Source organism: Billgrantia campisalis (assembly GCF_022341425.1).
Taxonomy (GTDB): Bacteria; Pseudomonadota; Gammaproteobacteria; order Pseudomonadales; family Halomonadaceae; genus Halomonas; species Halomonas campisalis.
Map to the genome: position 1 here is coordinate 1 of NZ_JABFUC010000022.1, position 24094 is coordinate 24094.

Consider the following 24094-nt stretch of genomic DNA (forward strand, 5'->3'; position numbering starts at 1 on the left):
GGCTGTTCCAGAAGCTGGTGCGCGTCGGCTTCGGCTCCAACCACGTCGACCACTGCACCCGGCTCTGCCACGCCAGCTCGGTGGCGGCACTGATGGAGTGCATCGGCTCCGGGGCGGTGACCGCCTCCTTCATGCAGGCGCTGCAGTCCGACGTGGTGATCCTCACCGGCTGCAATCCGGCGATCAACCACCCGGTGGCGGCCACCTACTTCAAGCAGGCGGCACGCAACGGCACCCAACTGATCATCCTCGACCCCCGCGGCCAGGCCCTGGACGCCTACGCCCATCGCAGCGTGCGCTTCACGCCGGGTGGCGATGTCTCGCTCTACAACGCCATGCTCAATGTCATCGTCAGCGAGGAACTGTATGACCCGGACTATATCGCGGCCCACACCGAGGGCTTCGAGGCGCTCAAGGCCCATGTGCATGACCTGACCCCCGAGGCGATGTCGCCGGCCTGTGGCGTCGCCCCCGAGCAGATCCGCGAGCTCGCGCGACTCTACGCCACCGCCGACAAGGCGATGATCTTCTGGGGGATGGGCATCTCCCAGCATGTCCACGGCACCGACAACGCCCGCTGCCTGATCTCCCTGGCCCTGGCCTGTGGCCAGACCGGGCGTCCCGGCACCGGCCTGCATCCGCTGCGCGGCCAGAACAACGTCCAGGGCGCCTCCGATGCCGGCATGATTCCCATGGTGCTGCCCGACTACCAGCCGGTGACCGACGCCCAGGTGCGCAGCGCCTTCGAGGAGCTCTGGAACACCGAGCTCGATCCCGAGCCGGGGCTCACCGTGGTGGAGATCATGGATGCCATCGCGGCAGGAACCATCAAGGGGATGTACATTCTCGGCGAGAACCCGGCGATGTCCGACCCGGACCTCGATCACGCCCGGGCGGCCCTGGCCAAGCTCGAACACCTGGTGGTGCAGGATCTTTTCGTCACCGAGACCGCCCAGTTCGCCGACGTCATCCTGCCGGCCTCGGCCTGGCCGGAGAAGGACGGCAGCGTCACCAACACCAACCGCCAGGTGCAGCTGGGCCGTGCCGCCGTGCCGCTGCCCGGTGAGGCCAAGCCCGACTGGTGGATCATCCAGCAGCTCGCCAACCGCCTCGGCCTGGGCTGGGATTATACGCACCCCAGCGAGGTGTTCGCCGAGATGAAACAGGGCATGGCATCGCTCGACCACATCACCTGGGAGCGGCTGGAGCGCGAGAGCTCGGTGACCTACCCCTGCCCGGCCGACGACGCGCCCGGGGCCGACGTGGTGTTCTCGGACGCCTTCCCCACCGCGAGCGGGCGGGCGAGGTTCACCCCGACCCGGCCGCTGCCGCCGGACGAACCCATCGACGGCGACTACCCCACGGTGCTGATCACCGGGCGCCAGCTGGAGCACTGGCATACCGGCTCCATGACCCGTCGCAGCCGGGTGCTCGACGACCTCGAGCCCGAGGCGGTGGCGAGCCTGGCCCCGGCCGAGCTGATGCGCCTGCGGCTCTCGCCGGGCGAGCCAATCACCATCACCACCCGGCGTGGTGACATCACGCTGAAGACGCGGGTCGACCCGCTGATGACGGAGGGGATGGTGTTCGTGCCCTTCTGCTACGTGGAGGCGGCGGCCAATATCCTGACCAACCCGGCGCTGGATCCCTTCGGCAAGATCCCCGAATTCAAGTATGCCGCCTGCCGGTTGAGTCCAGCCACTACGGCTCTGGCGGACTAAGGACACTGCACCTCGACGAAAGAAGGAAAAGTTCCTATGAAGTTCGATGACGAGCCCGTTCCGGGCTACTCCCTGCCGATCCTGCCCGGCCATGTCTCCCCCGGGCGACTGGAGCGGGTGCTGCGGGCGGGCAAGTTCGCAATCACCAGCGAGATCGACCCGCCGGACTCTGCCGACCCGGCAGAGGTGCTCAAGCGTGCGGCCATCTTCGATGGCTACGTCGATGCCATCAACGCGACAGATGGCTCTGGTGCCAACTGCCATATGTCCAGCGTCGGGGTCTGCTCGCTGCTGACCCGGGTCGGCTACGCCACCATCTTGCAGATATCGTGCCGTGACCGTAACCGAATCGCCATGCAAGGCGAGATCCTCGGGGCGGCTGCCATGGGCGCCTGCAACCTGCTGTGTCTGACCGGTGACGGTGTGCAGGCCGGTGACCATCCCCAGGCCAAGCCGGTATTCGATCTCGACTCCATGTCGCTGCTGCAGATCGCCCGTGGCATGCGCGACGATCACCGCTTCGAGAGCGGGCGGCGCATCGAGACCCCCCCGCGGATCTTCCTCGGTGCCGCAGAGAACCCCTTCGTGCCGCCGCTGGACTGGCGACCGCATCGCCTGGCCAAGAAAGTGGCCGCCGGCGCCCAGTTCATCCAGACCCAGTACTGCTTCGATATCGAGCGGTTGCGCGACTTCATGCTCAAGGTGAACGACCTCGGTCTGCTGGAAGGCCCCGACCGCGTCTTCATCCTGCCCGGGGTCGGGCCGCTGGCCTCGGCCCGCAGCGCCCGCTGGATCCGGGAACACGTACCCGGCGTCCATATCCCCGATGCCGTGATCAAGCGTCTGGAAGGGGCCAAGGACCAGAAGGAGGAGGGCAAGCGACTGTGCATGGACCTGCTGAACGAGATCCGCGAGATTCCGGGAGTCAGCGGCGCCCATGTCATGGCCTATCGCCAGGAGCACAGTGTGGCGGAGATCATCGAGGCCACGGGGGTGCTCGAAGGCCGCGTGCCCTGGTACCCCGGGCGCGACGACCCGAAAGAGCTCAACCCCGAATCCATGCAGCGTAAGGTGGAAGGTATCCCGGGGTAGGTTTGGCGCCGTAGCGAGATAGACTCACGGCTGTAGGCCCAGATGAAAAGCGGAAACGAAGACGCCCCCAGATGGGGGCGTCTTCGGTTGGGGTAAGGCGTTTGTCAGAATGCGCCCGCAAGTCTCAGGGTGCGATGTTCCTCGCGCAGGCTCTTGACCAGGCCCACGCACATCACCACCAGAACCAGGGAGAAGGGCAGGCCGGTGGCCACGGATCCGGCCTGCAGAGCGCCGAGTGCTGCATTGCCGCCGCCATAGAGCAGGATGCCGGCAATCACGCCGACCAGTGAGGCCCAGAAGACCCGCTGACCGCGCGGGGCATCGGTCTTGCCGCCGGCGGTGATGCCGTCAATCACCAGCGAGCCAGAGTCCGATGAGGTAACGAAGAAGATCAGCACCAGCAGGATCGCCAGGCTGGAGGTCAGGGTCGTCATGGGTAGCTGTTCGAGCATCTGGAACATTGCCAGGGAGACGTCACCGATGCCATTGGCAAGCTCGCCGACGCCGGCCGCGGACTGAGCGAGGGCAGTGCCACCGAAAGCGCTCATCCAGACGACGGTGACCAGAGTCGGCACTACCAGCACGGCGGTCAGGAACTCGCGTACGGTGCGTCCCCGCGAGACCCGGGCGATGAACATGCCGACGAACGGCGACCAGGAGATCCACCAGGCCCAGTAGAACACGGTCCAGCCGTGGTACCAGGTGGTGTCTTCGCGGCCGATCCAGTTGGAAAGCGGCACGATTTGGCTGGCATAGGCCAGAGTGGTGCCCCAGAGGCCGTTGAGGAACAGCAGGGTGGAGCCGGTCAGCACCACGAACAGCAGCAGCAGCAGGGCGAGTACCATGTTGATGTTGGAGAATATCTTTACGCCGCCGTCGATGCCTCGCCACACCGAGAACAATGCCACGGCAGTAACGCCGATGATGATGGCGACCTGGGTGCCGATGGTATTGGGTACGTCGAACAGATAGTTGAGACCGCCGGCGGCCTGGGAGGCACCGAAGCCCAAGGAAGTCGCCAGGCCAAAGATGGTCGCAAGCACCGCCGTGATGTCGATAACGTGACCTGGCCAGCCACGCACCCGATTACCCAGCAGCGGGGTGAAGGCCGAGCGCATGCTCAGCGGTAGCCCACGGTTGTAAGTGAAGAAGGCCAGGGAGAGGCCCACCACGCCGTAGATGGCCCAGGGGTGCAGGCCCCAGTGAAACATGGTGGCGCCCATGGCGGCATGTGCGCCTTTCGGAGTGCCGGCGGCGGCGTTCAATGGCGTGCCGTACCAGTCGGTGTAGTAGGCCACCGGCTCGGCCACGCTCCAGAACATCAGGCCGATGCCCATGCCGGCGGCAAACAGCATGCTGAACCAGGAGATTCGCGAGTGCTCCGGTCGGGCGCCCTGGCCGCCCAGGCGGATGCGCCCAAGAGGCAGTACGATCAATGCCAGGCACAACACCACGAAGAGGTTGCCAACGATCATGAACAGCCAGTCGAAGTGCTCGATGGACCAGCCCCTGGCGGCTGTAAGTTGGGTGTTGGCGGCATCGGGGTAGGCCAGGGCATAGAGAATGAAGGCGATGATCGCCAGGGCAGAGAGGGGAAAGACGGGGTTGTGGAAGTCCAGGCCCAGCACCTGGGTATTGGCATGGCCTGGGGCCAAGATGGGATCGTCGTCGTGGTTCATGCAAAGTCCTCTGTTATTGTTGTCGCGTCGCCTGGGGCGATGCAGGACATTCGTTCAGGCCAACTGACGCCTTGCGGCACGTGTCGTGTTCAAAAGCAGGCAGGCGATCGTCATCGGACCCACACCGCCGGGCACCGGTGTAATGGCACCCGCGATTCGAGAAACCGACTCAAACGCCACGTCACCCACGAGTTTTCTCTTGCCATCGACATCAATGGCGTTGATACCGACATCAATTACCGTGGCACCAGGCCGGATCCAGTCGGCATTGATGAGTTCCGCCCGGCCAGCCGCCGCCACCACAATGTCGGCATTGCGGCACAATGATTCGATGTTCTTCGTCCGTGAATGCGCAATTGTGACCGTGCAATCTTCCTGTAACAGCAGCGCGGCCATCGGTTTTCCCACAATATTGGATCGCCCCACCACCACGACATTTTTGCCAGTAAGATCCGGATGAACCTGACGCAGCATGATCATGCAGCCCTGAGGCGTGCAAGGCACTAGCGACGCCGTTCCGGAAGCAAGTGCTCCAACATTTAGCGGGTGAAATCCATCGACATCTTTGGCCGGACTGATGGCAGCAATTACCTCCTCTTCATTGAGGTGCGAAGGCAGCGGAAGCTGCACCAGAATGCCATGAACCTGAGGATCATCATTCAGAACATCGATTAGCTGATTCAGGGTGCCCTGGGTGCACTCGGCATCAAGGCGGTGCTCAATGGAACCCATCCCTGTCTCCGTTGCCCGCTTCACCTTATTTCTCACATACACCTGACTGGCGGGGTCCTCGCCCACTAGTACCACAGCCAGTGTCGGCACTATGTCATGCTCGGCCTTGAGTCGCTCGACTTCAGAAGCAACCTCTTGAAGAACCTGGGCCGAGAGCTGTTTTCCGTCAATTAATTGAGCCATCATATCCGCTGCTCCTATTTAAAAATAACGGTTTTGTTGCCCGAGAGAAAGACGCGGTGTTCTGTATGAAGTTTCACTGCGCGTGCCAGCGCCATCGTTTCGGTATCCCGGCCCAGGGCAACCAGTTCTTCCGGGTAGTAAGCATGATCAACCGGCTGCACGGATTGTTCGATGATCGGACCTTCATCCAGGTCACCGGTCACATAATGCGCAGTGGCACCGATCAGCTTAACGCCACGCTCGAATGCCTGATGATAGGGTTTTCCGCCTTTGAATCCGGGTAGGAAGGAGTGATGGATATTGATGGCCCGGCCGCGCAACTGCTCACAGAGATTATCGGACAACACTTGCATATATCGCGCCAGTACCACCAGCTCGGCTCCGGTCTCGTGGACAATCTTGAGCAGCTCAGCTTCCTGCTCCGGTTTGGTCTCTTTCGTCACCGGCAGGTGAACGAAGGGAATGCCTTCACGTTCGGCTATCGGCTGAAGGTCCTGGTGGTTGGATACCACCGCGACAATCTCGATGTTCAACTCGCCCTTGTGATAACGGTAGAGAAGATCGACCAGGCAGTGGTCAAACTTGGACACCATGATCAAGACCTTGGTTGGACGGTTGACCTCATGCATCTCCCAGTTCAGGCCGAACTTGTCGGCAAGGTCAACAAACCCGGTGCGTATATCGTCAAGGGAGCAGGAGTCAGGAAGAGTTTTGAACACGGTGCGCAAGAAGAAGTGGCCGGTGACTTTGTCATCGAACTGAGAAAGTTCGTAGATATAGCCGCCACGCTCTGACAGGTAAGATGTAATGCTGGCAACTATGTTAGGGCCAGTTTCGCAGCTGACGGTAAGGACGAACTGGTTGGTGTAGTCCAGGTTGTTAGTCATGTTAGAAAACCTATGGGTATTAGTGATTGTTTGTTGGTTTGCTAGATAACAAGCTTGGCCATCTCACCTGGTTCGGAGAGGCTTGAGTCAAAGCTTCTTAGTGGTTTGTTTGCGGTTGAGGGCAAGGTGAGCTTCATTGAAGCTCACTTTGAAGCACCGTTGTGTTCTTGTTTTATGTCCGAGGCCCTACGTGCCACACGCAGCCAAGATGAACTGCCCTGCTGGCTGTGATCGACTGGCAGTTGCACCACATGGATCTGTTCGCCGCCTTTCATCTTCTGACTTCCATCCCAGGCTTCGACCCAGACACATCTCATCTCCGGCTTCACCTCGCAATAGCCGTTGGCGCGTACCCCCCCGCAAGGACCGTTGCGCAAAGATTTTGGGCAGTTCATGGGACAAGACATTCCGGTAGAGCTGAGGATGCACTGTCCACACATCTTGCAGTCGAACAGCAGTCCCTTGCTGAGCCTTTCCAGTACGCGCACCGGCTTTTCTGCGCGGTGGTAGCCTATGGCCTTCCAAAGCGGCTGCAACTTGACGATCACCGGTTCGAACCTGCGGTAGATGACCTCGAAAAATCTCGCGTGCCCCGCGGCCCAAAGACGAATGGAATACACGAGCCTCTCCTGCCACGGCAGCACCACCGTGGAGCCAATGATTGATCCCTGAATCCGTGAGATATCTTCTCGAACCTTTTAAATCAATGAAAATGATTTCTCTTCCTTGTCCAGAGAAATGCTTGGTTTCTGGAATTTCATTGATAATAAAGTGTTTCTGTGAGTCATCCGCGGATTCAGGTGCTGTTCGAGACAATGGTTAGGCCTGTGTCGTCGCGCTCTTTTGCGTGTATATATGCGTCGACTCCAAGTTGCCATTACCTGCGTCAATTTACCTGTGTTCAAGGAGATATGGCGATTTTCTTTTTGGGGTCGTAGAACGGCTTTTCGACAACAACGGCACTTACTGGCCCGGATGCGGTAGGAATTTCCAGTTCAGTACCAATCTTGGCATGCTCAGCCGCAACCATGCCCAGAGCAATATTCTGTTCAAGACGCGGAGAGTAGACCGCGGATGTCACCCTGCCGACGGTTTCGCCATCCTTGCTAAGGGACCAGAATCTGGTGTTGGGTTTTTTGAGGGGCGCCATGTCAATACGCAGCCCGACCTGCTTGCGACTCACGCCATTTGCACGGATGCGCTGCAATGCAGCCTTGCCGATAAACTCGGCTTCCATGTCCGGGTTCACCAGGCGGTCCATCCCAAGTTCGTAAGGGTTGGTAGTGCTGTCCGCGTCGGCGTGATAGGAGAGCATCCCACCTTCGATGCGACGGATCGTCGAGGTATGGCCAGGCGCCAGCCCAAAGGGCGCACCTGCGGCCATGATCTTTTCCCAGAGTTCGTCACCACGCGTGCCGTCACGGAGATAAAGCTCATAGCCCAGTTCGCTTGACCAACCGGTGCGCGAGACAATCAGTGGAATGCCGTCAAGCTCCACCTCACGCAGCCAGTAGTAGCGAAGATCCATGATGCTGTCGCCAAAGATTGCTTTCATCACCTCGCCCGATTTCGGACCCTGTAATTGCAAGGGGGAAACATCGGGTTCACGAATGCTCACGTCCATTCCGGCGTGAACCGCAACACCTTGTGCCCACAGCAGAATGTCGCTGTCAGCCAGCGAGATCCAGAAGTGGTTCTCTGCCAGTCGTAACAGGATCGGGTCGTTCAGAATGCCACCGTCTTCATTGGTGATCAGTATATATTTGCACTGCCCGACAGCCATCTCCGACAAATCACGCGGGGTGAGGCTCTGCATGAATTTCGCCGCATCCGGACCTGTGATTTCTACCTGGCGTTCGCCGGCGACATCGCAAAGAATCGCCTTGTTCACGAGGTTCCAGAAGTTCTGTTCCGGATCCCCGAAGTCACGTGGAATATACATGTGGTTGTATACCGAAAACCCTTTTGCGCCCCAGCGGACCGTTGCGTCAAAGTAGGGGGATTTCCGGATCTGTGTTCCGAATCCAAATTCATCTTCTTTTTCTATGCTGACTGGCGTAATATTTGTCATTTTGAGTGCCTTTCGTGATGAGGGATTCAATAGGGTGCGCGAACTTGGTGATTCGACAGAGCTCACTATAGCCGCACATGGCATCACAAATCGGCCCAAAGCGACTGCAAAATAAGTCTGAACGGACTAATATTTAATCGAATTCAGACCGTTTGGTTCTTCGTCGCTGATCGTGGGTTTGCTACGGTCCCAGCTTCGGTCCAAAAGGGTGGTGCAGCAGGCGACACAGGTGCCTGCTGCCGAGGGACGGACGGCATCGGCACCTCCTGTGTCACGGCAGCGGCCCCCCAGTCTGTCAACCTGAGTGGGCTGGGGTGAGGGCGTGGCACGCCCGTTTGGTAGTGTCCTGATTTTTATCACCGCAGCGTTTATAGTGACCGACAATGGGGTCACTTGATCGTGCCAGTGGCCCACCGCCATTTTGCGAGTATTGGCCATGTTACGACTCCCGTCCCTGATCTCACTGTCCTATTTCGAGGTCGCTGCACGAACCAAGAGCTTCGCTGCGGCCGCCAAAGAGCTCAACGTGACACCGGCGGCGGTCAGTCACCAGATCAAGGCGCTGGAGGAGTATCTCGGCGTTGAACTGTTCGTCCGTCACCACCGGCGGGTCAGCCTGACGCCTGCCGCGCGTGCGGCCCTACCGGAGCTGCATGAGGGATTTCAGACCCTGGATCGCGCGGTGGACAGGATTCGCTCCTACGGCGAAGAGCGCCTCATCGTGACCGTGTGCTCGGAGCCCCTGTTCGCTACCAAGTGGATCGTGCCGCGTTTACACCGCTTTTACGCCGTTTGCCCAGACGCCGAAGTGCGCCTGCAGGCGAGCCTGCATACGGTGGACCGAACCCGTAATAGCGCCTTCGGTGTGACCGACCTCAAGCGTGCTGGCATCGACGTTTCCGTACGCCTCGGCTACGGCAACTATGCCGACATCGAGCCGCAACGGCTGATGGGCCTGGAGCTGGTGCCCATGTGCGCCCCCGAACTGGCCACCACCGTGAGCGGAATCGACACGCTGTGCCAGTTGCCGTTGCTGTGTGACAGCACCCTGACACGCTTCGACGAGCCGTGCGGATGGAAAGAGTGGTTCAAGCAGCAGGCATATGAAGCCGGAGTGTTCCGAGAGCTGCGATTTGGCAACGGGTTGCTGGCGCAAGAGGCGGCTATCGCCGGTCAGGGCATCCTGCTTGGCAGTCGGCAACTGCACCAGGCGGAGCTGAGCGCCGGGAAGCTAGAGGTGGTGTGTGATAGACCACTGAACTGTGAACAGGCGTACTACGTGGTCAGTGCGGGCCCGGCCCAGGAGCGATCCATCGCCGGCCAGTTTCGTGAATGGTTGCTGGAGGAAGCGAACTTCGTAGCAGGACCGAGGGAGGTATCATGATGAGGCTTTCGAGCACAGGGTTCGCGCTCTTCGGGGCCGCGCTGATTGCGATCAGTTTCGGGCTTGCACGCTTCGCCTTCGGGCTCTTCGTGCCCCCGATCCGCGAGGAGCTCGGCCTCACCTCCTCAGTGATCGGCATCATCGGTGCGCTGCCGCTGATCAGCTTCCTGCTGGCCACGGCGGTCGCGCCCCTCATCACCGATTATCTGGGTGCCCGCTACACGGCGATGCTCTCCGGAAGCTTCGGCGTCGTCGGGCTGGCGCTGATCAGCCAGGCCACCGGTCCGCTGATGCTGGGCTCGGGGGTGTTCGCCTGCGGGGTCTGTACCGGTCTGATGATGCCCGCGCTGACGGCGGCGATGCAGGCGATAGTGAAACGCTCGCTGCACGGGCGCGTCAGCGCGGTGATGAACGCGGGGACCAGCATCGGCGTGATCGTGGCCGTGCCCACGGTGCTGTTCCTGGTCGGCGCTTGGCGCCTCGCCTACCTCTCCTTCGCCGTCCTGGCCGGCCTCGGGGTAATCGCCGCCTGGCTCTTCCTGCCCTCCGTCTCGCGGATCGTGCCGTCGAACGCGGCGGATCCGCCGCCACTCAGCGAACTGCCCTGGTCGCGCCTGATCCGACTCACGCTCTTCGCCTTCCTGATGGGCTTCGTCTCCGCCGCCTACTGGATCTTCGCCCCCGACCTGGTCGTTAGCCTCGGCGGCCTGCCTGCCAGCGCCACCGCCTGGCTCTGGCTCGCGGTGGGTGTCGCCGGTCTCGGCGGTGCCGTGGTCGCCGACCTGGCCGATCGCAACAACCCGCCCATCACCCAGGCCCTGATGCTGATGATGCTCTCCGCCAGCCTGGCGCTGCTCGCGGCCAGCCCCGATCAGCCGCTGCTGACGGCCTTCTCCGCGCTGGTCTTCGGCCTGGCCTACATGAGCCTGACGGGGCTCTACCTGATGACCGGTATCCGCCTGCTGCCCGGTCGCCTTTCCATGGGGCCGGTGCTGCCCTTCATGGCGGTATCGCTGGGGCAGGCGACCGGCTCGCCGGTGGTCGGCGGGCTGGTGGACGGCTTCGGTTACGCCGATGCGTTCGCCATGTTCGCCGCGCTCGGCATCATGGTGGCCGTGCTCTCACCCTTCTACCCGGGTGCCATCGTCCAGGCGGATGAGGAAGAGGGCGAGGAGGAGAGCGGTCTCCAGGCGGCCTATGACCACCAGCTCCAGAACGAGGAGGGCGAGCCATTGGAAGACCCCCTCGAGGAGGAAGCCGAGAAGCCTGCCGCTACCTCATGAGGCGCATGGGTGGCCAGCCAGCTGGCCACCAAGGGCAATATCTCCCCCGCGCACTCTCCGATTCCTGACCCAGCCGGCCTGACGCCGAAAATGGCGCAATGCGAGCTAAGGGGGCTGTCAGGCTGGGTCAGAGTTCAGGCCTCTGTTGGTACTTTTACTTGATATTTATCAATAGTTGATGGAGGTTCCGTGGTAGCGTCGAGTATGGGGAAGCCTGCGTAACCGGAAATCGAGAGAGCTGGGAACCCATCTCTCGCCTCTAAAGGAGAACAAAAATGTCTTCAGCTTTAGGCGTCGACACCTCCACGGCAGCAGCGCTGCCTGAGCGTATTTCCTCCGGCGTGCCCGGCCTCGACCAGATCCTTGACGGCGGCCTGATCGCCCGGCGCAGCTACCTGCTTCGCGGTGGTCCCGGGCTGGGCAAAACCACGCTCGGCCTCAGTTTTCTCACCGCTGCCGGCGAGGGAGAAAGCACGCTCTTCATCGGCTTCCAGGAGCCGGAAGCGGAGCTTCGGGCGAATGCGGCCACCGTCGGTCTCGACACCCGCGGCATCGAGTTCTTGAGCCTGGCACCCACCGAGGAATTCTTCACCGGCGCTCAGACCTACGACGTCTTTGCCGCATCCGATGTCGAGCAGGCGCCGATGGTCGACACCGTCATCGAGGCGGTCGAGCGCATCCAGCCGCAACGCGTGTTCATCGACTCGTTGACTCACCTGCGACTCCTGTCTGCCGACCGCTACCAGTTTCGTCAACAGGTTGTGTCGCTGCTACGGTTTCTCATCGAGCGTGGCGCTACCGCGGTGTTCACCTCGGAGTCGTCCGTGGAGAACCCGGATGACGATCTCCAGTTTCTGGCCGATGGCATTATCACCCTGGAGGCGGGCACCTCCAGCCCCACGATCAAGGTCTCGAAGCTCCGCGGTTCAGCGGTCCTGCGCGGCCGGCACGAGTATCGCGTCGATGAGAGCGGCGTTCATGTGTTTCCGCGCACCATGCCGCCAGCGCAGCGTCTGACGGAGGGGGCCGGCACGGTGCAGTTTCGCAGCGGCAATGCCACCTTCGACAAGATGCTCCATGGCGGCTTCGAGGACGGCACCATCACGCTGATCACGGGACCTAGCGGGATCGGCAAGTCCACCATGGCAGCCATGACGGCGGCAGCGGCGGCCCATGATGGGTATCGCGCCGGTGTGTACCAGTTCGAGGAGGAGCTGGACGGTTACCTTCAGCGCCTGCGCAAGCTCGATGTCGATGTCGATGGCGCGCTGGAATCGGGGCGCCTGGCCGTGGAGCAGATCGAGCCGCTGCGCTATCTCGCCGATGAGTTCATGGCCAATCTTCTGGCGCGGGTCGAGGAAGAGGACATTGCCCTGGTGGTGATCGACAGCGTTACCGGCTTCGATATGGCGCTGAACCCGAACGAGGCCGTCCAGCGTCCGCTACACATTCTCGCCAAGTCCCTGTCGCGTCGGGGTGTCACCGTGCTCCTGGTCAACGAAAACCATGCCTTCGGGGAAGAGATCCAGATATCCTCGCGCGACATCAGCCATCTGGCGGACAACGTCATCTTTTTCCGCTATGTCTATGGGGGCAACCGGCTGGAAAAACTGGTCGGTATCCTCAAGAAACGCATGTCGGATTTCGAGCACGAGCAGCGCCGCTTCGCCATTGCTCCGGGTGGCTTTCAGATTGGGGAGCCGGCCAGTGTGACGGCGGACAGCGAGAAGGGGGGAGAATGACGGCCCCAGTCACGCGAGGCGTCATCCTGATCGTCCGCCAGCCGGGCAACGCTCAGGTGCTCGCCGCAGCGACCGAGGAGGCGGGCATGGACGCGGCCCGTGCGTCCACGGCGGACGAGCTGCAGGCGCTCCTGGTTCAACCGGATGGACACTGGGTCGCGCTGGTGGATCCGGCCGGTTTTGGCGAGGCTGTCTGGCCGCTGTGCCAGCAACTGCAGGATTGCCGGGTTCCCTTCGTCGTACTCTCCGCCAGCCAGGACTGCGACGCGGGCAACCGCTCGCTGCAGTACGGCGCGGCCAGCGTGCTGCAAAAGCCCGTGGCCAAGGCCGCGTTGCTGAAACTGCTGCAGAGTCTGCATACCGGGGCGACGACGGAGGATACCCATGGACGAGAAGCATGACGTGAGCGGCGCGGGGCCGCGTGGCCAGGCCGCCGCGGCGTGGCGGCCGGTGGCGTCGGAGGGCGCTGGCGACACCGACGACACCCGCCGCATCCTGCTGTTGATGGAGGGGCGCGGCAATCGCCAGCAGCTCGAAAAGCAGCTCTCTGCGCGGTATCGCGTGGTCCACCTCGACAAGGGCCAACTCCCGGCCGAGGACTTCGACCTCGCCATTGCCGATGCACCGGCGCTAAAGCGCTGGCAGGACGAACTGTTCGAAGCCAAGAACGCGCAGCAGCCGGTCTTACTGCCGGTCATGCTCATGCTCCCGCGCGCCGAGCTCCGCAGTCGGGCGGGCCGCCTACGCTCCCTCGTTGACGATTTCGTCATCAGCCCGATCGATCGCACTGAATTCCTCGAACGCGTGGAGATTCTGCTGCGCACCCGCCACCAGGCCCAGGCCCAGCGCGACGAACTCGTACGCATCGTCAACTACGACCGCGCGACGAGCCTGCCCAATCGCAACCTCTTCCATGAGCAGGTGCGCACCGCGATGGTAGCGGCGAAGGCGAAAGGGGAGTCGGTACATATCGTTGCGGTGCATACGCCGCTCACCAGGGTGTTCGAGACCTTCGGCCAGCGCGGCCTCGACCAAGCCGCAGCGGCATGTGCCGAGCGCTTCTGTCACTTGGCCGGAGAGGACGTGGGGCTGGCACGGCTGGGCATTGAGGGCTGGGGCGCCATGCTGCACGACGACGCCTCACCGTTGGACCGGGTCATACCCCTCTGCACTCGTCTGGGCAAGCTGGATCGTCGCTCCATCGAGGTCGCCGGTGAGTCGATCCACCTCAAGGCCCGCATCGGCATTGCCAGCTACCCCAACGACGGCAGCGACGCCGAGACCGTCATCAATGCCGCCAACATCGCTGCGGCGCAGGCGAACGAAGGCGAACCCGCGTTCTACTCGGCGGACCGGCGCGCGGCCATGCTGCACCACCTGCGCACCGAGGCCGCGCTGCATGACGCCCTGAAGCAGGAGCAGTTCGAGCTATGGCTGCAACCCAAGTTGGCGCTCGCGGACAATCGGGTCGTGGGCGCCGAGGCCCTGATCCGCTGGCGCCTGCCGTCCGGCGAGCTGGTCCCGCCCGGCCGGTTCATACCGGTCGCCGAATCCACCGGCTTCATCCGCCGGATCACGCCCTGGGTCCTTGCCACCGCCTGCCGCATCGCCGCCGCCTTGCGGGCAGACGGGGAGCGCGATTTCGTCCTCGCGGTGAACGTCACACCGGCTGATCTCGATGCGGATTTCGCCGAGCGCCTGCAGGCGCTATGCGCACAGCACGCGCTGCCGCCCCAGGCGATCGAACTCGAGCTCACCGAAACCATGTTTTGCGAGACGAGCACCGACATCATCGACCGCCTGCGCACGCTGCGGGAGGCCGGTTTCGGGATCGCCATCGACGACTTCGGCACCGGCTATTCCTCGCTCAGCTACCTGCACCAGTTGCCGGTGGACACGCTCAAGATCGATAAGCAGTTCGTCGACGGCGTGCCGGGCGTGGAGGGGAGCGACACGGTGACACGTGCGATCATTCACCTGGCACGCGAATTCGGGCTCGAAACCGTGGCCGAGGGCATCGAGAACGAGGAGCAGCTTGCGTACCTGCGCGCCGCTGGCGTGGGCTTGGGGCAGGGCTTTCATATCGCCCGACCGATGCCCGCCGCCGACTTTGCGGGGTGGTTGGCAAAATGGAAAACGCATAGCCCGAGTTTTTCAGGGGCTTAGGGCGATGAGTCCGGATATGGCGCCGCGCCGTCAACGCCAGGCCTACGCCGCCTTGCACGACCCCATGCCCCCGGCGAGCGCTGGCTGGGCGGGATGCGCACTCCGACACGCTAGCCATGGGGACCCGCCGAGGGCCCAACTGGCGAGGGGGATGGGCGTAGGGATGGTCGTATCTCGATCCCGCGCATGGACGAATCCTCCTTCACTGCTAGGCTGAAGCTCAGAGCAACATAGCGACACCGCCTGTGTCATCGCACTCCGCGAACGCGGCTACCCGCCGCGCCACTGTATTCCCCGCGACGATGTGGCGTGGAGCTATGAGCCACCATGGAGGGTATCGGCCTAAGGAAACACTGCACAAATGCCTGCACGAGCGAATCGCTGCGTTGCGCGGTGCCGAAGCGTCGGACCGGCGGAAGCCTCACATATACCCCATATGCTCCGGTTCCTGTGCTCCGGGCGCCTTGCGCTTCATCTCGCTCGGCGATTTGTTCAGCGCTTCCCTAATGGCGAGAGGCTGGCAGATAGCGGTAAGTAAGGTTGAGATCAGGGTGAGTGAGTGGCCGGGAATAAGCCAAGGCGGAATTCCCGAAGAATGGAAGCAACAGCAACGTAGGGAGCTATGATATGGGAACGGCAGCAGCAAGCCCGAATCTGCAATATGGTTATCCGACACCCGGTCCGCAAGCCCCCACCGGGCAACGGGTCATGGATCATGTGTTCTTCTTGTCCAATGCGGAATGGAAAGCCGCCAGAGAGAAGAACGATTACGACTATGTGGTGGTGGGGACGGGGTTTTGTGCCCTGGCCTTTGCCAAGCGTGTTCTTGAGTCAAATCCCCATCGCCGTATTCTTATGGTCGAGCGCGGCCCTTTCTTCCTCCCGGAACATTTTCAGAACCTTCCCCTGCCCTTCAAAGACACCCTAGGCGGGCTTTCTGAAACCTTCCCCTGGACGCTGTCCGCCTCTACTGCTCTGGGGAAGGATGGCCCGGTTCGCTGGCAGCATGGCATGGTGCCATTCTTCGGCGGTCGCTCCACGCTGTGGAGCGCCTGGTGTCCACGGCCGAATGACGATGAGTTCAGCGGTTGGCCGCAAGCCACCATCGATGCCGCCCGAAGAAACTTTGATGCGGCCGAGAAACTGCTGCGAGTCCAGAAAGCCGATCAAATCGACCAGGGGCGCAGCACGGAGGAGTTAAACGTCATAGGGAAGAGTCGCCCCGTCTATGGCCCCCTGCAGGATTGCATTCAGTCGCTGCTGAAAGAAAAGGGGGAGGGCGTCGGTGGCGTCTACCGGACCCAGGCCGCCCCTTTGGCGTCTGCCTCTGAAAACGTCAACGGTGTCGACTTCCAGAAGTTCTCCACACCCGGCGATATTCTCGCCCTGGCCGATCAGCAGGCCAAGCTGCATGCCGCCGGTAAGGGCGCCAGGCTGGATATTGTCACCGAATGCGTTGTAGAAAGAATCCAGCAGCAAGAGATCAATGGCTCTCGTCGGGCCACGGCCCTGGAAACCTCCCGAGGCGTGCTGCCGCTGGGCGACGCACAACTGATTCTGGCCATGGGGACCCTGCCGCCCACCACCCTCCTGCGCAACTCCTTCCCGGACACCCAGGCGCTGGGTGAGCGTTTTTCCGCGCACTTCATCAGCTCGATCGTGGCACGGGTTCCCAAGTCCTCACTGGATCCGGAAGGTAAGTTTGGCGACCTGGAGTTAAGTGCCTGTTATGTTGCCGGTGTGGCCGAAAAGAGCTATGAGCAGCAATTCCATATTCAGCTGTCATCGCTATGGGACGTGAACCCGGAAGAGAACGCGGGAACGGCATTGCGCTACATGCCGGATGTGGTGGCGACCGCCTCACAGGCCCAGCTACAAACCTCCGAAGGCTATGTGGTATTCGTCTGCGCGGTGCTGGGTGAGCTGGATTGTCAGAATTCGGAATCCTGGTTCTTGCGCAATGATCAGGACCAAAATATCACCACCAACTCCCTGCTGCAGGTCAAGGAGAATGCCCGGGATTATCAGACCTGGGATGCCATGGATAATGCCACCTTCGGTATCCTGGAAGAAGTACTGTCCCCAGCGGGAGCCTCCCAGGTCGAGTACTGGCATGGCGACCCGGATAAGGGGCAATGGAGTGCCGAGCGGCCGAGTCAGGATGAGCGACGTGTTGATGCCCTGGTTCACGAAAGCTCCACCCTCTATCTCGGTGAGGAAGCATCCGCCCCTGTGGATCTGAATTATCGATTCAGAGGCAGCAGTAATGTGTATGTCACCGGTGGCTGCCTATGGCCGCAGGGCGGGTCCTGGAACCCGACGCTGACCATGGTGGCCCTGGCCCAGGACCTGGCGGACAAACTGGAAAGTGCAGAATAGCCCGGCTTCCGCGCCATCCCCCTTTGGCCGGCGGCGTGGCGCCGCCGGCCATATCCCTTGCCTGTCTTCTGTGCTCCCTATGCCCGTCCTCGTTTCCCTAGGCCCGTCCTCGGCCCGTGATAGGGAGCCGGGTGCAGGCGATCACCGACAACATCGCCGAGGAAAGCCACCGAATTGTTGACCCAGGCGTGCGTTATGCCACGCTAAAGTTGGCGCTATCGCTATTTTAATCTTGACGTTAAGGTGACCCATGGACGCTGGAGCATCCAACGCAAAAGAAGAGCATCCGCTGGTGGATATTGCCTTGGGGCTGGATGACCGCGAGGAAGTGTCGACCGAACGTGTGCTGCTCGATTCCCTGCATGCCATCCGCACCCACCTCGGTATGGAAGTCGCCTTTATCTCGGAGTTTGAAGACGAAAGACGGATCTTTCGCTTCGTGGACGGAGAGCAGGCAGCGCCACATCTGGAAGTAGGGGCGTCGGACCCTCTTGAGGAAAGCTACTGCCAGCGGGTCGTGGATGGCAGGCTGCCGGAAGTGATCCACGATGCGCGACAGGAGCCGGCGGCGCTGGAGCTGGCGGCCACCCTGGAGGTGCCGATAGGCGCGCACCTCAGCGTGCCCATACGCCTGCGGGACGGCAGTGTTTATGGCACGCTGTGCTGCTTCAGTCGCCAAGCTAACGGCACATTGAATAAGCGTGACCTGGCCATGATGCGGGTCTTTGCCGACTTCGCTGCGCGGCAGTTTGAACGGCTGCGCGAGCGCAAACAACGGCAGCAGGGCGCCGAGGCAAGAATACGCGATGTGCTCGACCATGGTCGCTTCAATATCGTTTTCCAGCCCATACACGATCTCATTGACCAGCGCATCGACGGTTATGAAGCGCTGTCGCGCTTCGTCGCCGAGCCGAAACGAAGTCCCGACAAGTGGTTCGAGGAGGCCGCCACGGTGGGGCAGCGAGAGGAACTGGAGCTGGCTGCCATCCAGGTGGCGCTGGAGGCGCTGTCCGTGATTCCCGGCACGGCTTATCTGTCACTCAATGCCTCTCCGGCCACCATCCTGACCGGCCGGCTTGCCGATCTGTTCGGGCCATATCCCCTTGACCGTCTGATGCTCGAGGTTACCGAGCATGATGTCATTGACGATTACCGCGGCCTCTCCGAGGCGCTGGTCGAGATGCGCAGGCAAGGGCTCCGGCTGGCGATCGATGATGCGGGCGCCGGGTATGCCAGCTTTCGCCATATCCTCCGCCTGGCGCCGGACGTCATCAAGCTGGATCGATCCCTGACCCATGGCATAGACAGGCGCCCCGACAGCCGAGCGCTTGCCGCTGCCCTGGTTGGTTTCGCGGCCGAAACGGGGAGTTGTCTGCTCGCCGAGGGCGTCGAGACGCAGGCCGAGCTGGAAGCCCTGCGAGACGACATTGGGGTCTGTAAGGCGCAGGGTTATCTATTGGGTCGGCCGGGCCCCTTGCCTGGCTGACGAGGCCCTTCGGGGACTCCGATCAGGGCTTCAACAAGCCATCGGCGAGGGCCTCGCCCAGGCCCAGCGTGGTGGCATCCATATCGCGGTAGGAGACAGAGGTCACCCAAGGCAGTAAAGGACATCCCATTTCTTGATGGTGTAACGGGCCTCGGCGGTCACTCGGTATTCCCGCTGAAGACGGCGATGGCCTCGTCCAGGCTTGTGGCCGCTGCATTCCACGGCAGCGGCGACCCGGCGAAGTGGCAGTGGTAGACCGCATCGTCGTCGATCTCGATACAATGAATGTCGTTGCCTTGGTCGTCCTGCCACCAGTCGGCATGGACATGCTGCCAGTTGGGGGCGAGCGGGGTAAACACGGCGATGTTCATGACGGCTTCCCTCCTCGAGTCGCTTGAGTCGGGTACCAGCTCAGGCGCTTTCGGCTGCGTATTACTTGGTCACTCTCAGGGCGACGATCCTTACAGTGCTTTCCTGGGTAGGCGTAGGGCCAAGGGAGGAATTGCCCACACCGCCGCCAAGGAAGCTGTGATGTCTTGTATCGCCCCAATCCTCGGTTGAGCTACAAGGTGCCTCCATGGCGGAACGGTGAGGAGACAATTCGCAACACTTAATTACAATACTATGCCATTCCCCAAGGTTGGCGTAGGGGAAATCCCTTATTGCGACCAAATGCGTAGGGAGGGCCGCCTGTACTGCTCAGTTCCCTGATCCTCTCGTCGGCCAGGAGCGTTCTTGCCTTGCCCCGCTGTACTGCCTGAACGGGGTGTCCACGGCTGCTGGGCAAGATCAGGCTGCCGCTACCTGGTGGCTTGCCCGCCAGAGCCACCGCCTGGCTCTGGCTCGCGGTAGGTGTCACCGGCCTCGGCGGTGCCGTGGTCGCCGACCTGGCCGATCGCAACAACCCGCCCATCCTTCATGGCGGTATCGCTGGGGCAGGTGACCGGCTCCCCGCCGTTGGAAGACCCCCTCAAGGAGGAAGTCGAGAAGCCTGCCGCTACCTCATGAGGCGAATGGGTGGCGTTTGCCGATGAAGCACCATGGACAGATGGCATCGGAGATCACGGTGATGTCGACGTGGGGCATGGTCGCTGAGCCGCCGGGTAGGATTCCATCGCACCATACCATCTCCCGGTCGTGATCGACGCCCCCAGCTACTATGCTGGGGGAGACCAATGAAAGGTCGTTCAAACTACTTGGAGAAGGCGATGAAAATAGGACATGCAGCGCTGATCGGTTTGGCACTTGGGGCCTTTTCCCTGACGAGCATGGCCGACGAGGGCAACGCCCTGACGGCCAGCGTTGAATTCGTCGACAACCAGGGTGAGGTTGTAGGGCAGGGCAGAATCAAGCAGGGCGAGGTCGGGGTGCTGATCAATTTCAGCATCGATGGCCTGGACGAGGGCTGGAAGGCCATCCATATCCACAGCGTCGGTACCTGCGAGGATCACGAGGAGGGCTTTCAGGCCTCTGGCGGCCACCTGAATCCCGATGACTCGGCGCACGGTTTCCTCAACTCGGAAGGCCCGGATGCCGGAGACCTGCCCAACTTCTACGTCCACGGCGACGGTAGCGCGATGGTGGAGATGTTCAATGAACGGGCAAGCCTCGACGGTAGTATCGGAGGCAACATGCTCGATGACGACGGCAGCGCGCTGGTCATCCATGAAAACCCCGATGACCACATGACTCAGCCCATCGGCGGTGCCGGCGCCCGGGTCGCCTGCGGCGTCGTGCAGGGCGACTGATGTCCACACCCCACCACCTGGATAGGACGCGACATGACCGGTTTTGTACTTGCCATTCATGGTGGAGCGGGAACGTTGAGGCGAGGCGCCATGACGTTGGCGCAAGAGCGACACTATCGATCGGCGCTCGAGCAGGCACTGCTGGCCGGTCACGCCATCATGAAGCAAGGGGGCCGTAGCCTCGATGCGGCGGTTGCCGCCACGGTTGTGCTTGAAGATTCTCCGCTCTTCAATGCCGGGCGAGGCTCGGTATATAACCATGACGGCCGGCACGAAATGGATGCCGCCGTCATGGATGGGCAAGGCTCTCGTGCCGGTGCCATTGCCGGCATTTCCAGCGCGCGTAATCCGGTATTGGCGGCGCGATGCGTCATGGAGCATACCGAGCATGTATTGCTGTGTGGAGCAGGTGCCGAAGCGTTCGTGCGAGACCAGGGCCTCGACATCGAGGATGCCGCCTATTTCCATACCCCTTTACGCTGGGAGCAGTTGCTGTCGGTGCGTGACTCCCCGGAGGTGATTCTGGACCATTCGGAGACGGCCTCGAGCAACAAGGATGACAAGCTAGGCACCGTAGGGGCTGTGGCTCGCGACGCCGATGGCAATCTGGCTGCGGCCACTTCCACCGGCGGCCTGACCAACAAGCGCTATGGCCGTGTCGGTGACAGCCCCATCATCGGGCACGGTACCTATGCTGACACCCGGGTTGCCGTCTCGGCCACCGGTGTGGGAGAAGCGTTCATGAAAGCCATGGCTGGCCATGACGTGGCGGCCCGAATGAAATATGCCGGCGTCAGCCTTGCGAATGCGGCGCATGCGGTCATTCATGAGTCGGTTCATCGCTTGGGTGGCTATGGTGGCTTGATAGCCGTGGACCGCGACGGCAATGTCACGCTGCCCTTCAACACCGAAGGGATGTACCGCGGGGTGATTCGCGAAGCGGGTTCTCCCCACGTGGAGATCCATCACTCGGTCCCCGATGAGTGATTCCAGCGGTCAGCGCACCAACCGCCCCGCGGCGAGCGCCTCCCCCAGGCGGTCGACGGCGGCGGCCAGCTTCTCGTCGATGACGTGGAGGTACTCCGTCCAGTCGTCGACGTGGTGCAGCTCCGCCTTGCCGTCCGAAATGCCCCGCAGCGCCACCAGCGGCACCGCGAAGCGCATGCAGGCGCGCAGGCAGGCGTAGCTCTCCATGTCCACCATCTCGGCGTCGATGGCGTCATAGGCCGAGCCCGAGACGATATTGGCCCCGGTCGACAGCGAGGCCTCAGCAATGCCGGGAATGCGCAGGGGCAGCGGCAGGGTCGCGGGCAGGTCGAGAAAGGGCGTGACGCCCTTGGCGAAGCCCAGCGGGGTGGCGTCCATGTCGCGGTAGGCGACGGAGGTCGCCTGATAGATCTCGGTCTGCTCGAGCCCCCGGCTGCCGGCCGACCCCAGCGACACCACCAGATCCGGCAGGCGCCCGCGCTGGGCCAGGGCGGCAAGGGCGGCGGTTAGCTCGACGGCCGCCTCGACCGGGCCAACGCCGCTGATGAGCGGTGTGAAACGCTCCTTGAGATGCGGGCCGTACTCGGCGTCGGCCGCCATCACGAAGAGAACCTGGCGGCCGCCCAGTGGCGTCAGCGTGGTCTCGCTGGATCTATCGGCCTGGGAGTCTGGGGAACGAGTTTTCTTCATCGGAGCTGCCTGCCTTGTCATGGGTCACCTTGTCCCAGTGTATCGCCTTGGCGGCGTGTCCACTGCGGCTAGGCAAGATCAGCAAGATGCTCGATGGTTTCGGGATACTTCTGGACCAGCCGGATGAGTGTCTTGGCCTGGGCATTGGGCTTGGCGCGGCCTTGCTCCCAGTTTTCCAGCGTCCTGGGGTTGGTGCGGAGATACATGGCGAATACCGGGCGGGACATATGCAGCCGCTTTCGCAGCTCGATGAGCTCGCTGGCTGTGACGTCGGGTACCTCCGCCAGCTCTACGGAGTGGGAGCGTAGCGTGCGCTTGCCTTGGCGCTCATCTGCCAGTGCATCGAAGCCCTCGACGAGTTCGTCAAAAATGTTACGGCCCATGGTCATGTCCTCGCGTTGAGTTCCGCATCCAGCAGCTGTTTCAGGGTCTTGCGCTGGGCTGGCGATAGGTCATCCAGTGAGTCCTTGTCGTACAGGGTGAACAGCCAGAACTGGGAGCCACCCAGCCACCAGTAGTAGATGATGCGAACACCGCCCCGTTTACCCTTCTGCCGCTTGGGGTCATTGAACCGGACCTTGCGCAGCCCTCCTGTACCTTGGATGACATCACCGGCCCCAGGGTTCTTGAGCAAGAAGCTCTGGAAGGCACGAAATGCGGCATCGTCGAAGTAGGTAGGGCGATGGCGCTCAAAGGGAGGCAGTTCGACAAACGTTGCTTTCATATAGTGTACGTAGGTTGCGTATAGTTTTGCTGCGGCGCCAGACAATGTCAAGCACGCACACTGGTCGGTCTAGCGGTATTGCATCAGCAAAGGGTGAAAAGGTGAATCGCCCCGGCGGGGCTTCTTCGACCTGGCTCGGCGAGCCCATGACATGACGGCTCAAGGTGTATTTTGGCTGGGGGATCTTTCGCGAGTAATCTAGCTGCAGCAAGGTATTCATTGGCATGTCAGAAATCCCATCAATGTGCAGCGGGCCAGGGAGGCGTGATGAGCGGCAGCCTGGATTGGGCGTTACGTGCTCCGCAATCAGCGAAGCTGGAGCGCATGGAGGCATTCTTCTGTGGATATGGCTTCGAGCCGCACCGCCACGACACCTACGCCATCGGTCGGACGCTGGCCGGCGTGCACCGCTTTCATTATCGCCACAGCAGGCGGCATAGCCTGCCGGGCGGTACCATCGTGCTGCACCCGGATGAACTGCACGACGGTGAGGCGGGAACCGATGCCGGATTCCACTACCGCATCCTGTACATCGAGCCGGCCTTGCTGCAGCAGGCGCTTGGCGGAAAGCCGCTGCCGTTCATCCCCGAGGGTATCTCTCGCGATCCGCGCCTGTACGCGGCCTCTCAGGCCCTCATGCAAGGCATGGAATGTCCAATCGATCCTCTCGAGGAAGACGATGCCATCTATGACTTGGCGCAGGCATTGGCCGTGGTAGCGGGTGTGAGGCATGGGCGAAAGGCACTGGATTATCAGGCCGCGGAACGTGCTCGCGAATACATTCACAGCGCACTGGACAGCACCATCACCCTCGAGGAACTCGAACTGGCCAGCGGGCGCGATCGCTGGAGCCTGTCGCGTGATTTCCGGGCCCTCTATGGCACCAGCCCCTACCGTTACCTGACCATGCGTCGCCTGGATCATGTTCGCTCATTGATTGCTGCCGGGCAGACGCTAGCAGAAGCCTCCCTGATCGCCGGCTTCTCCGATCAGAGCCACATGACCCATCATTTCAGCCGTGCGTATGGCATCACGCCGGCGCGTTGGCTGCGAATGCTCCTCCGCCACCGATCCACTCCCTGTCTCCGGCACCCGTAAACCTGCACGATCTTACAAGACCGCCTCGAATCTCCCTCTCTA

At 61.9% G+C, this 24094-nt stretch carries 21 protein-coding genes; 12 read left to right on the top strand and 9 right to left on the bottom strand.

Going from position 1 to position 24094, the window contains the following annotated elements:
* Together HOP52_RS18650 and HOP52_RS18655 are read left to right on the top strand one after the other, a co-directional pair.
* On the top strand, window positions 1-1721 hold a 1721-nt coding region (locus tag HOP52_RS18650; RefSeq protein ID WP_238979042.1), incomplete at its 5' end, for a molybdopterin oxidoreductase family protein.
* 36 nt (window positions 1722-1757) lie between these two features.
* Window positions 1758-2813 carry a methylenetetrahydrofolate reductase gene (locus HOP52_RS18655; protein ID WP_238979043.1) on the top strand — a complete coding sequence of 352 codons (1056 nt, stop codon included), beginning with the start codon at window positions 1758-1760 and terminating at the stop codon, window positions 2811-2813.
* Window positions 2814-2917: 104 nt separating this feature from the next.
* Here HOP52_RS18655 and HOP52_RS18660 read toward each other — a convergent pair whose 3' ends face one another.
* From HOP52_RS18660 to HOP52_RS18680, 5 genes are all read right to left on the bottom strand, one after another.
* On the bottom strand, window positions 2918-4492 hold the full coding sequence (locus HOP52_RS18660; protein WP_238979044.1) for a BCCT family transporter: 1575 nt from the start codon (window positions 4490-4492) through the stop codon (window positions 2918-2920).
* A gap of 54 nt (window positions 4493-4546) precedes the next feature.
* Window positions 4547-5407: a bifunctional methylenetetrahydrofolate dehydrogenase/methenyltetrahydrofolate cyclohydrolase FolD gene (gene folD, locus HOP52_RS18665; protein ID WP_238979071.1), complete on the bottom strand. Its 861-nt coding sequence runs from the start codon at window positions 5405-5407 to the stop codon at window positions 4547-4549.
* A gap of 14 nt (window positions 5408-5421) precedes the next feature.
* Window positions 5422-6294: a formyltetrahydrofolate deformylase gene (gene purU / locus HOP52_RS18670; protein WP_238979045.1), complete on the bottom strand. Its 873-nt coding sequence runs from the start codon at window positions 6292-6294 to the stop codon at window positions 5422-5424.
* Window positions 6295-6437: 143 nt separating this feature from the next.
* Window positions 6438-6914: a methylenetetrahydrofolate reductase C-terminal domain-containing protein gene (locus tag HOP52_RS18675; RefSeq protein ID WP_238979046.1), complete on the bottom strand. Its 477-nt coding sequence runs from the start codon at window positions 6912-6914 to the stop codon at window positions 6438-6440.
* Window positions 6915-7195: 281 nt separating this feature from the next.
* Window positions 7196-8365 carry a glycine cleavage T C-terminal barrel domain-containing protein gene (locus HOP52_RS18680; protein ID WP_238979047.1) on the bottom strand — a complete coding sequence of 390 codons (1170 nt, stop codon included), beginning with the start codon at window positions 8363-8365 and terminating at the stop codon, window positions 7196-7198.
* Window positions 8366-8801: 436 nt separating this feature from the next.
* Here HOP52_RS18680 and HOP52_RS18685 point away from each other — a divergent pair, with 436 nt between their 5' ends.
* The 7 genes from HOP52_RS18685 to HOP52_RS18715 all read left to right on the top strand — a co-directional run bounded on the left by HOP52_RS18685 (window position 8802) and on the right by HOP52_RS18715 (window position 18805).
* Entirely contained in the window at window positions 8802-9749 is a 948-nt protein-coding gene (locus HOP52_RS18685; protein ID WP_238979048.1) for a LysR family transcriptional regulator, read from the top strand.
* The gene (locus HOP52_RS18690; RefSeq protein ID WP_238979049.1) at window positions 9746-11032 is read left to right on the top strand and encodes an MFS transporter; all 1287 of its coding nucleotides are present in this window, start codon (window positions 9746-9748) and stop codon (window positions 11030-11032) included. Before HOP52_RS18685 ends, HOP52_RS18690 begins: the two co-directional genes overlap by 4 nt.
* A gap of 275 nt (window positions 11033-11307) precedes the next feature.
* Window positions 11308-12774: an ATPase domain-containing protein gene (locus tag HOP52_RS18695; protein ID WP_238979050.1), complete on the top strand. Its 1467-nt coding sequence runs from the start codon at window positions 11308-11310 to the stop codon at window positions 12772-12774.
* Window positions 12771-13175 (top strand): response regulator, encoded by a 405-nt coding sequence (locus HOP52_RS18700; protein ID WP_238979051.1) that lies wholly within the window; start codon window positions 12771-12773, stop codon window positions 13173-13175. The genes HOP52_RS18695 and HOP52_RS18700 overlap by 4 nt, the downstream gene beginning before the upstream one ends.
* On the top strand, window positions 13159-14940 hold the full coding sequence (locus tag HOP52_RS18705) for a putative bifunctional diguanylate cyclase/phosphodiesterase (protein ID WP_238979052.1): 1782 nt from the start codon (window positions 13159-13161) through the stop codon (window positions 14938-14940). The genes HOP52_RS18700 and HOP52_RS18705 overlap by 17 nt, the downstream gene beginning before the upstream one ends.
* Window positions 14941-15567: 627 nt before the next feature.
* Window positions 15568-17319 (top strand): GMC oxidoreductase, encoded by a 1752-nt coding sequence (locus HOP52_RS18710; protein ID WP_238979053.1) that lies wholly within the window; start codon window positions 15568-15570, stop codon window positions 17317-17319.
* 250 nt (window positions 17320-17569) lie between these two features.
* Complete coding sequence (locus HOP52_RS18715; RefSeq protein WP_238979054.1) at window positions 17570-18805, top strand: sensor domain-containing phosphodiesterase; 1236 nt, start codon at window positions 17570-17572, stop codon at window positions 18803-18805.
* 158 nt (window positions 18806-18963) lie between these two features.
* Here the strand turns inward: HOP52_RS18715 and HOP52_RS18720 are convergent, their stop codons facing one another.
* Entirely contained in the window at window positions 18964-19176 is a 213-nt protein-coding gene (locus tag HOP52_RS18720; RefSeq protein ID WP_238979055.1) for a hypothetical protein, read from the bottom strand.
* A gap of 837 nt (window positions 19177-20013) precedes the next feature.
* Here HOP52_RS18720 and HOP52_RS18725 point away from each other — a divergent pair.
* Window positions 20014-20553 carry a superoxide dismutase family protein gene (locus HOP52_RS18725; protein ID WP_238979056.1) on the top strand — a complete coding sequence of 180 codons (540 nt, stop codon included), beginning with the start codon at window positions 20014-20016 and terminating at the stop codon, window positions 20551-20553.
* 33 nt (window positions 20554-20586) lie between these two features.
* Window positions 20587-21540 carry an isoaspartyl peptidase/L-asparaginase family protein gene (locus tag HOP52_RS18730; protein WP_238979057.1) on the top strand — a complete coding sequence of 318 codons (954 nt, stop codon included), beginning with the start codon at window positions 20587-20589 and terminating at the stop codon, window positions 21538-21540.
* A 9-nt stretch (window positions 21541-21549) separates the two neighbouring features.
* On the opposite strand, the gene HOP52_RS18735 is transcribed toward HOP52_RS18730, so the two are convergent.
* From HOP52_RS18735 to HOP52_RS18745, 3 genes are all read right to left on the bottom strand, one after another.
* Window positions 21550-22230, bottom strand: coding sequence for a 5'-methylthioadenosine/S-adenosylhomocysteine nucleosidase (locus tag HOP52_RS18735; protein ID WP_238979058.1), 681 nt, complete (start codon window positions 22228-22230; stop codon window positions 21550-21552).
* A 68-nt stretch (window positions 22231-22298) separates the two neighbouring features.
* Complete coding sequence (locus tag HOP52_RS18740) at window positions 22299-22613, bottom strand: helix-turn-helix domain-containing protein (protein WP_238979059.1); 315 nt, start codon at window positions 22611-22613, stop codon at window positions 22299-22301.
* A 2-nt stretch (window positions 22614-22615) separates the two neighbouring features.
* A complete protein-coding gene (locus HOP52_RS18745; protein WP_238979060.1) occupies window positions 22616-22954 on the bottom strand; it encodes a toxin in 339 nt (112 codons plus the stop codon).
* 267 nt (window positions 22955-23221) lie between these two features.
* On the opposite strand from HOP52_RS18745, the gene HOP52_RS18750 reads away from it, so the two are divergent.
* Window positions 23222-24052, top strand: coding sequence for an AraC family transcriptional regulator (locus HOP52_RS18750; RefSeq protein ID WP_238979061.1), 831 nt, complete (start codon window positions 23222-23224; stop codon window positions 24050-24052).
* The last annotated feature ends 42 nt before the right edge of the window (window positions 24053-24094 follow it).